Raw genomic sequence first — 7,722 nt, 5'->3', positions numbered from 1 at the left:
GATCACGACAATAAATGCAATCACTGCGCATCACGCAGTAGCAAGGGAGAATTGCAATGTCGCTGTACAACCCAATGCTGGAAAAAGATAACTGTGGTTTTGGCCTTATTGCCCACCAAGAGGGAGAGCCAAGCCACAAACTGGTTCGTACCGCTATCGCTGCACTTGACCGCATGACCCACCGAGGTGGTATCAACTCAGACGGTAAGACAGGCGATGGTTGTGGATTGCTGCTGCAAAAGCCAGACCGCTTTTTCCGCCTTATCGCTGAGCAAAATCAATGGAAGCTTAGCCGCCTTTACGCGGTCGGCATGATTTTTCTAAGCGCCGATCCAGCTAAAGCCCAACAAGCCAAACAACGCTTCGAGCAAGAAATCAACGCTGAAACCCTTTCAGTGGTGGGATGGCGAACGGTACCGACCAATCCTGACGTACTTGGAGACATCGCCAAACAGTCTCAACCGGTGATTGAGCAAGTCTTTATCAATGGTCCAGCCGGCTGGCGAGCTCGCGATCTCGAACGTCGCCTTTACATTGCACGTCGTCGCGCCGAAAAGGCCCTCACCGATGATGCAGATTTTTATGTGACCAGCTTGTCGACCCAAACCATTGTCTATAAAGGACTGTGTATGCCGGCAGATCTGCCGCGCTTTTACACTGATTTGGCCGATCTTCGCCTTGAGTCGTCGATTTGTTTGTTCCACCAGCGTTTTAGTACCAATACACAGCCGCGCTGGCCGCTTGCCCAACCTTTCCGCTACCTCGCACACAATGGTGAAATAAACACCATTGAAGGGAACCGCCAGTGGGCGCGGACCCGTGCGTATAAGTTTAACTCGCCATTATTGCCAGATTTATACCAAGCGGCGCCATTTGTGAATGAATCCGGTTCAGACTCATCTAGCCTCGATAACATGATGGAAGTCTTTCTTGCCGGTGGTATGGACTTGTTCCGAGCCATGCGCCTGCTTGTGCCGCCTGCTTGGCAAAATCATCCAGATATGGATGATGAGCTCCGCGCATTCTATGATTTTAATTCGATGCATATGGAGCCTTGGGATGGCCCAGCCGGCATCGTGATGTCAGACGGTCGCTACGCGGCCTGTAATCTTGACCGAAACGGTCTGCGTCCAGCGCGTTATGTAATCACCAAAGATAAATTTATTACCTTGGCATCTGAAGTCGGCATCTGGGATTACGCACCGGATGAAGTTGAGGAAAAAGGGCGTGTCGGGCCAGGCGAGTTGCTGGTCATTGATACACGAGAAGGGAAAATTTGGCACTCAGGTGAAATCGATAATGAGCTCAAAAGCCGCCACCCCTATCGCGAATGGCTCGATCAACACGTCCGTCGCCTGACGCCTTTTGAAGATCTGGACCCACAAACCAGTGAAGGCAGCCGCAACCTGCAAGATGGTCAGCTCAAGACGTATCAAAAGCTGTTTGGCATGTCGAACGAAGAGATTGATCAGGTGGTCAAGGTCTTGGGTGATATCGGCCAAGAAGCGACCGGCTCTATGGGCGATGACACACCAATGGCGGTGCTTTCTTCGCGTCCGCGCTGTGTCAGTGACTATTTCCGGCAAAAATTTGCTCAGGTCACCAATCCGCCTATCGATCCGTTACGGGAAAATCACGTGATGTCATTGGCGACCTGTATCGGTCGCGAGATGAACGTCTTTTGCGAGACTGATGGCCATGCCGAACGGGTTGCCTTTAAATCGCCCGTACTGCTGTTTTCAGATCTGATCCAGTTACTCGAGCTGGACGACACCTATTACCGCAATACGGTTCTCGATATTAACTACAACCCGAACGAGAAAGATCTTCACAAAGCGATCCTTGACCTTTGTGATCAAGCTGAGCGCTGTGTCCGCGATGGCACCGTCTTGGTCGTGCTGTCCGATCGCAGTATTCACAAAGACACGCTCCCAATCCCAGCCGCCATGGCCGTCGGTGCAGTGCAAAAACGTTTGGTCAGCAAGAACCTGCGCTGTGATGCCAACATCATCATCGAAACCGGTAGCGCTCGTGATGCCCATCAGTTTGCGGTGTTACTCGGTTTTGGCGCCACCGCGGTTTATCCCTATTTAGCCTACGAAACGTTGGCTAATTTGGTCGATATTGGTGCGGTCAACCAACCTTATCGTGACGTCATGGTTAACTTCCGTAATGGCATCAATAAAGGCCTTTACAAAATCATGTCGAAAATGGGGATCTCGACCATTGCGTCTTACCGCTGCTCGCAACTGTTTGAAGCCGTAGGTCTGCATGACGATGTCATTGAACTTTGCTTTAAAGGCGTCGCGAGTCGGATTCAAGGGGCAAGTTTTGACGATTTCCAACAAGACCTCATCAACCTTGCCCGTCGCGCGTGGATTAAACGCAAACCGCTTGAGCACGGTGGCTTGCTCAAATATGTGCATGACGGTGAGTACCATGCTTATAACCCCGATGTAGTGACCAACTTGCAAAGCGCGGTCCGCTCGGGTGAAACCATGGATTACAAAACCTACGCCAACACGGTCAATGAACGTCCGGTCGCGACCTTGCGTGACTTAATGCGCTTGAAAAAAGCACAAACGCCGCTTGCACTCGAGCGCGTAGAACCCGCGACCGAGCTGTTTAAACGCTTTGATTCAGCCGCTATGTCAATTGGCGCTTTAAGTCCAGAAGCCCATGAAGCTCTCGCCATTGCCATGAACCGTCTAGGCGGTCACTCTAACTCTGGAGAAGGCGGTGAAGATCCACGTCGCTTCAATAGCGAGCGTAATTCTCGGATCAAACAAATTGCCTCGGGCCGCTTTGGCGTCACCCCGCACTACTTAACTAATGCCGACGTGCTGCAAATCAAGGTCGCGCAAGGTGCGAAACCGGGTGAAGGCGGGCAGCTGCCAGGGCATAAAGTGACCGCAGAGATCGCGAAACTGCGCTTTTCCGTGCCTGGAGTCACCCTGATTTCGCCGCCGCCTCATCATGATATTTACTCAATTGAAGATTTAGCGCAGCTGATCTTCGACTTAAAACAAGTGAATCCGCAGGCACTGGTCTCGGTTAAGCTGGTCTYGGAACCAGGTGTTGGCACCATTGCCACTGGCGTCGCGAAAGCCTATGCCGATCTGATTACCATTTCGGGTTACGATGGCGGTACCGGTGCCAGCCCGCTGACATCGGTGAAGTATGCAGGTAGCCCTTGGGAGCTCGGCCTAGCCGAAACCCAGCAAGCTTTGGTGGAAAATGGCTTACGCCACAAAATTCGCCTGCAAGTTGATGGCGGCTTGAAAACCGGTCTCGACATTATTAAAGCGGCGATTTTAGGCGCAGAAAGTTTCGGCTTTGGTACCGCCCCCATGGTGGCACTCGGTTGTAAWTATCTGCGAATTTGCCATCTCAACAATTGCGCGACCGGTGTGGCAACCCAGGATGAAACCTTGCGTCGCGATCACTTTAAAGGCCTCCCCGAACAGGTGATGAATTTCTTCAAAGGCCTGGGTGAAGAGGTGCGCGAACTGCTCGCTGAGCTCAGGGTCGAGAAACTCACCGATCTGATTGGCCGTACCGACTTATTAGAGGCAGTTGAAGGCTTTACCGCCAAACAGTTGAAACTGGATTTAAGCCATATCCTTGAGGCGCCAACGCCTTGGCCGGGAAAAACCTTATATTGCAGTGAGCCGAATACGCCATTCGATAAAGCGGCGCTGAACCAGACTCTGCTGAGTGAACTGAGTGATGCGATTGAGGCGAATCGTAGCGCGAGTATTTACCGCTCGGTCCGTAATACCGACCGCTCAGTCGGTGCTAGCTTGTCAGGCGTCATCGCCAAACGCTATGGCAATGCCGGAATGGCAGCCAATCCGCTCGATATTCAACTGCAAGGCACCGCAGGCCAGTCTCTGGGGGTATGGAATGCCGCTGGAGTCAACATTACCCTCATCGGTGATGCCAACGATTATGTCGGTAAAGGCATGAGTGGCGGACAGATTGTCATCCGTCCACCGGTTGGATCGGCATTTGCCAGCCATGAGTCCACCATTATGGGTAACACCTGCCTGTATGGTGCAACGGGCGGCAAGCTCTTTGCTGCGGGTAAAGCAGGAGAGCGCTTTGCGGTACGCAACTCAGGCGTCCATGCCATTGTGGAAGGCGCAGGCGATAACGCATGTGAATACATGACAGGCGGTATTGTGGCAATTCTAGGGCGCACCGGTGTCAACTTTGGCGCTGGAATGACAGGCGGCTTTGCTTATGTGCTGGATGAAGAGGGCGACTTCCATGCCCATATCAATGCTGAATTGGTCGAGGCACTCTCACTGGAAGCTCTCACGATCCACCAAGAGCATTTACGTGGCTTAATTGCTCAGCATTTTGAGCTAACTGGCTCGGATCGTGCAAAACAGCTACTGGATGAGTTTGATCATTGGGTGCATCGCTTCTATTTGGTCAAACCCAAAGCGGCGGATGTGAATACTTTATTAGGCCATCAAAGTCGTAGCGCGACCGAGTTGCGCGTTCAGGCGCAATAAAAGGAGGGACCCATGAGCCAGAACATCTATCAGTTTATTGATGTCCAGCGCATTGATCCGCGCAAAAAAGCGATTGAAACGCGCAAGATTGAGTTCGTTGAGATCTATGAGCCTTTCACCGAGAAGGAAGTATCGGCCCAAGCAGATCGTTGCCTCGATTGTGGCAACCCGTATTGCGAATGGAAGTGCCCAGTACACAACTACATTCCGCAATGGCTAGAGCTTGCCAACCAAGGGCGGATTATTGAAGCGGTAGAACTGTCACATCAAACCAACAGCTTGCCAGAAGTCTGCGGCCGAGTCTGTCCGCAAGACCGTCTGTGCGAAGGTGACTGCACTCTCAACGACGATTTTGGTGCGGTGACTATCGGTAATGTCGAAAAATACATTACCGATAAAGCCTTTGAAATGGGCTGGAAGCCCGATATGTCACATGTCGAGTGGACCGATAAAAAAGTGGCCGTGATTGGCGCAGGGCCTGCTGGTCTGGCATGCGCCGATGTGTTAGTACGCAATGGCGTTAAACCCGTCGTCTTTGATCGTTATCCTGAGATCGGTGGTTTGCTTACCTTTGGCATTCCTTCCTTTAAATTAGAAAAGGATGTCATGCGTCATCGTCAGCGCGTCTTTACCGAGATGGGTGTAGAGTTCCGCCTCAACACCGAAGTCGGCAAAGATATTGAGATGCAAACCCTCGTGGATRACTACGACGCGGTATTCTTAGGTGTGGGAACCTATCAATACATGCGTGCCGGGCTCGCGAATGAAGATGCGCCCGGTGTCTTTGATGCCCTGCCCTTTTTAGTCTCCAACACCTATAAAGTGATGGATCTGGATCATGCGCCCGACTTTATCGATATGGCAGGGAAACGCGTTGTGGTCCTCGGTGGCGGGGATACGGCTATGGACTGTGTGCGTACCTCGATTCGCCAACAAGCCGCTAGCGTCACCTGTGCTTATCGCCGTGACGAAGAAAATATGCCGGGTTCACGTCGAGAAGTTAAAAATGCGCGTGAAGAGGGCGTCAACTTTATGTTCAACCTGCAACCGCTTGGCATTGAAGTGGACGATAACGGCAATGTCCGCGGCGTCACCGTAGTGAAAACCCAATTGGGTGCCCCGGATGCCGCCGGCCGCCGTCGTCCCGAGCCGATTGAAGGCAGTGAACACATACTGGAAGCTGACGCGGTGATCATGGCTTTTGGTTTTCAGCCTCATGCAATGGAATGGTTGGAACCTTACGATGTCGCACTAGACGAACGAGGACGGATTCAGGCGCCTGCTAAAGGTGAGATCTTATACCAAACCACGAATCCGCGGATCTTCGCCGGCGGGGATGCAGTACGAGGATCCGACTTAGTGGTCACGGCTATCGATGAAGGCCGTAAAGCGGCTGAGGGGATCATGGATTACCTCGAAGTTTAAACGCGTTAAGATCAACGACAGCATCAGAAGTGCCTCAAAGGAGGCACTTTTTTATTGTCTAATGTACACTAACGGCATTAACGCGCGAACAGGATTATAACCATGAAAATCGGCATTATTGGCGCAATGGAGCAAGAAGTCACTCTACTGCGCGACAAGCTAACCAGCCTAACGACGCACCATGAGGGCGGTTGCACCTTCTACTCCGGCACCTTACACGGCCATGATATTGTTTTGTTGCAGTCGGGGATTGGTAAAGTAGCGGCGGCCATTGGCACCAGCTTGTTGCTTTCGCAGCACCAGCCTGATTGGGTGATCAATACCGGCTCTGCGGGTGCTTTTGAGCCCTCGCTCAATGTCGGAGACGTCGTTGTGTCTTCTCAGGTTGGTTATCACGATGCGGACGCAACCGCATTTGGCTATCAAATGGGGCAGGTGCCACAGCAGCCGGCAGTATTTGAATCYGATGAAGCCTTAATGCAATTAGCTGAGAAAGCGGTCGACGCTGAGACTCATGTGGTTCGCGGACTCATTTGTACCGCAGATACCTTCGTCCACACTGACGCACATCGTCAACATATCCACACTCACTTCCCCCAAGCCGTTGCCGCAGAAATGGAAGCGGCTGCCATTGCGCAAGTTTGTGCCCAGTTCAAAACACCTTTTGTGGTAGTACGTGCTATTTCTGACGTGGTCGCAGAAAAAGAGTCACCCATGTCTTTTGAAGAATTCTTGCCTCTGGCAGCAAAAAGCTCCTCCGCCATGGTCGAAAAAATGGTGACGATGATTAACGACTAACCCGACCACGATCATGGATGCTTTGCTTAACCCGCAACAATGGATACTGTTCGCCGCCAACCACGGAAGCTTATGGGCGCTGTGGCTGGCGGTGCTGATCCACTGGTTACTGCCGCTCTCAACCCAGCACTCTCCTTTTCAATATTGGCAGCAGTATGCCGTATTGCTGGCGAGCCAAGTCAATAAAGATAACGATCCTAAACAGCAACGCAAACTCGCGGGTGGTCTCGCCTTGGCCTTGATGTGCGGCACCTTGGCTATTTTATTGATTGCCGCTCGTGAGCTCGTCTGGTCACGTCCACTCTTTGATGGGATTTTGCTTTGGCTCGCATTAGCATGGCGACCGATTGACCAATTTGGACACGCACTCGCGCAGGCCATTGATGAGCATGATAAAGGTACCTCGCGTGCATTACTTGCGACACAGGTAAACCGAGACACTGAGTCCTTGTCATTGATCGGCATCGGTAAAGCCGGCGCTGAAACGCTGATCCTCGGCACGGCTCGGCATGGCGCCTGTGTGATCTTTTACTATGCGCTTGCCGGTGGCGTCGGTGCCCTTTTATATACCAGTGTGGTTCATCTCCATCGCGTCTGGTCACCCAGCCGACTAGCCTATTATCCATTCGGCCTTGCAACCGCACGATTACTCAACCTGGTCGACACCATTCCAATGTCGCTGTTTGCGCTCGTGTTGGCGCTAGGGCGTACGCCATGGACGCATCTCAAAGCTTGCTGGCAACAAGGCCGTCGTTGGCGCACGCCAGGACCGGGTTGGCTACTCGCCTGTGCGGGAAGCCGCTTTCAATTATCTCTCGGTGGCCCGGCTATCTATCAAGGCACGAAAACCCTCAGAACCAAAATTGGCTACGGGGTCACCCCGGCGTGTTACCACCTATTGCTTTTGCGTTTAAAATTAAAACACAGTGTTTTAATTTGGCTTGCGTTAAGCTCTTTGCTTCTTATTCTTTAAGGA

The 7,722-nt window shown here is 52.1% G+C and carries 4 protein-coding genes; all 4 read left to right on the top strand.

What is annotated here, in order from left to right; all coding sequences use genetic code 11:
• Positions 1–56 precede the first annotated feature (56 nt).
• The 4 genes from gltB to BZG79_RS08720 all read left to right on the top strand — a co-directional run bounded on the left by gltB (position 57) and on the right by BZG79_RS08720 (position 7,719).
• Positions 57–4,523: a glutamate synthase large subunit gene (gene gltB / locus BZG79_RS08735; RefSeq protein WP_077774207.1), complete on the top strand. Its 4,467-nt coding sequence runs from the start codon at positions 57–59 to the stop codon at positions 4,521–4,523.
• 12 nt (positions 4,524–4,535) lie between these two features.
• Complete coding sequence (locus BZG79_RS08730; protein ID WP_077774206.1) at positions 4,536–5,948, top strand: FAD-dependent oxidoreductase; 1,413 nt, start codon at positions 4,536–4,538, stop codon at positions 5,946–5,948.
• Positions 5,949–6,050: 102 nt separating this feature from the next.
• Complete coding sequence (gene mtnN / locus BZG79_RS08725) at positions 6,051–6,746, top strand: 5'-methylthioadenosine/S-adenosylhomocysteine nucleosidase (RefSeq protein ID WP_077645828.1); 696 nt, start codon at positions 6,051–6,053, stop codon at positions 6,744–6,746.
• A 13-nt stretch (positions 6,747–6,759) separates the two neighbouring features.
• Positions 6,760–7,719, top strand: coding sequence for a cobalamin biosynthesis family protein (locus BZG79_RS08720; protein ID WP_077459818.1), 960 nt, complete (start codon positions 6,760–6,762; stop codon positions 7,717–7,719).
• Positions 7,720–7,722: the final 3 nt, after the last annotated feature.

The sequence above is a fragment of the Salinivibrio sp. MA427 genome (genome assembly GCF_001996115.1).
Taxonomy (GTDB): domain Bacteria; phylum Pseudomonadota; class Gammaproteobacteria; order Enterobacterales; family Vibrionaceae; genus Salinivibrio; species Salinivibrio costicola.
The sequence above is the reverse complement of the archived record's forward strand: the minus strand, read 5'-3'. Positions and strand labels throughout refer to the sequence as shown.

What these genes read in the sequence shown, in the direction of transcription:
- BZG79_RS08720 (WP_077459818.1), top strand. Translation starts at nt 6,760, where the DNA reads ATGGATGCTTTGCTTAACCCGCAACAATGGATACTGTTCGCCGCCAAC.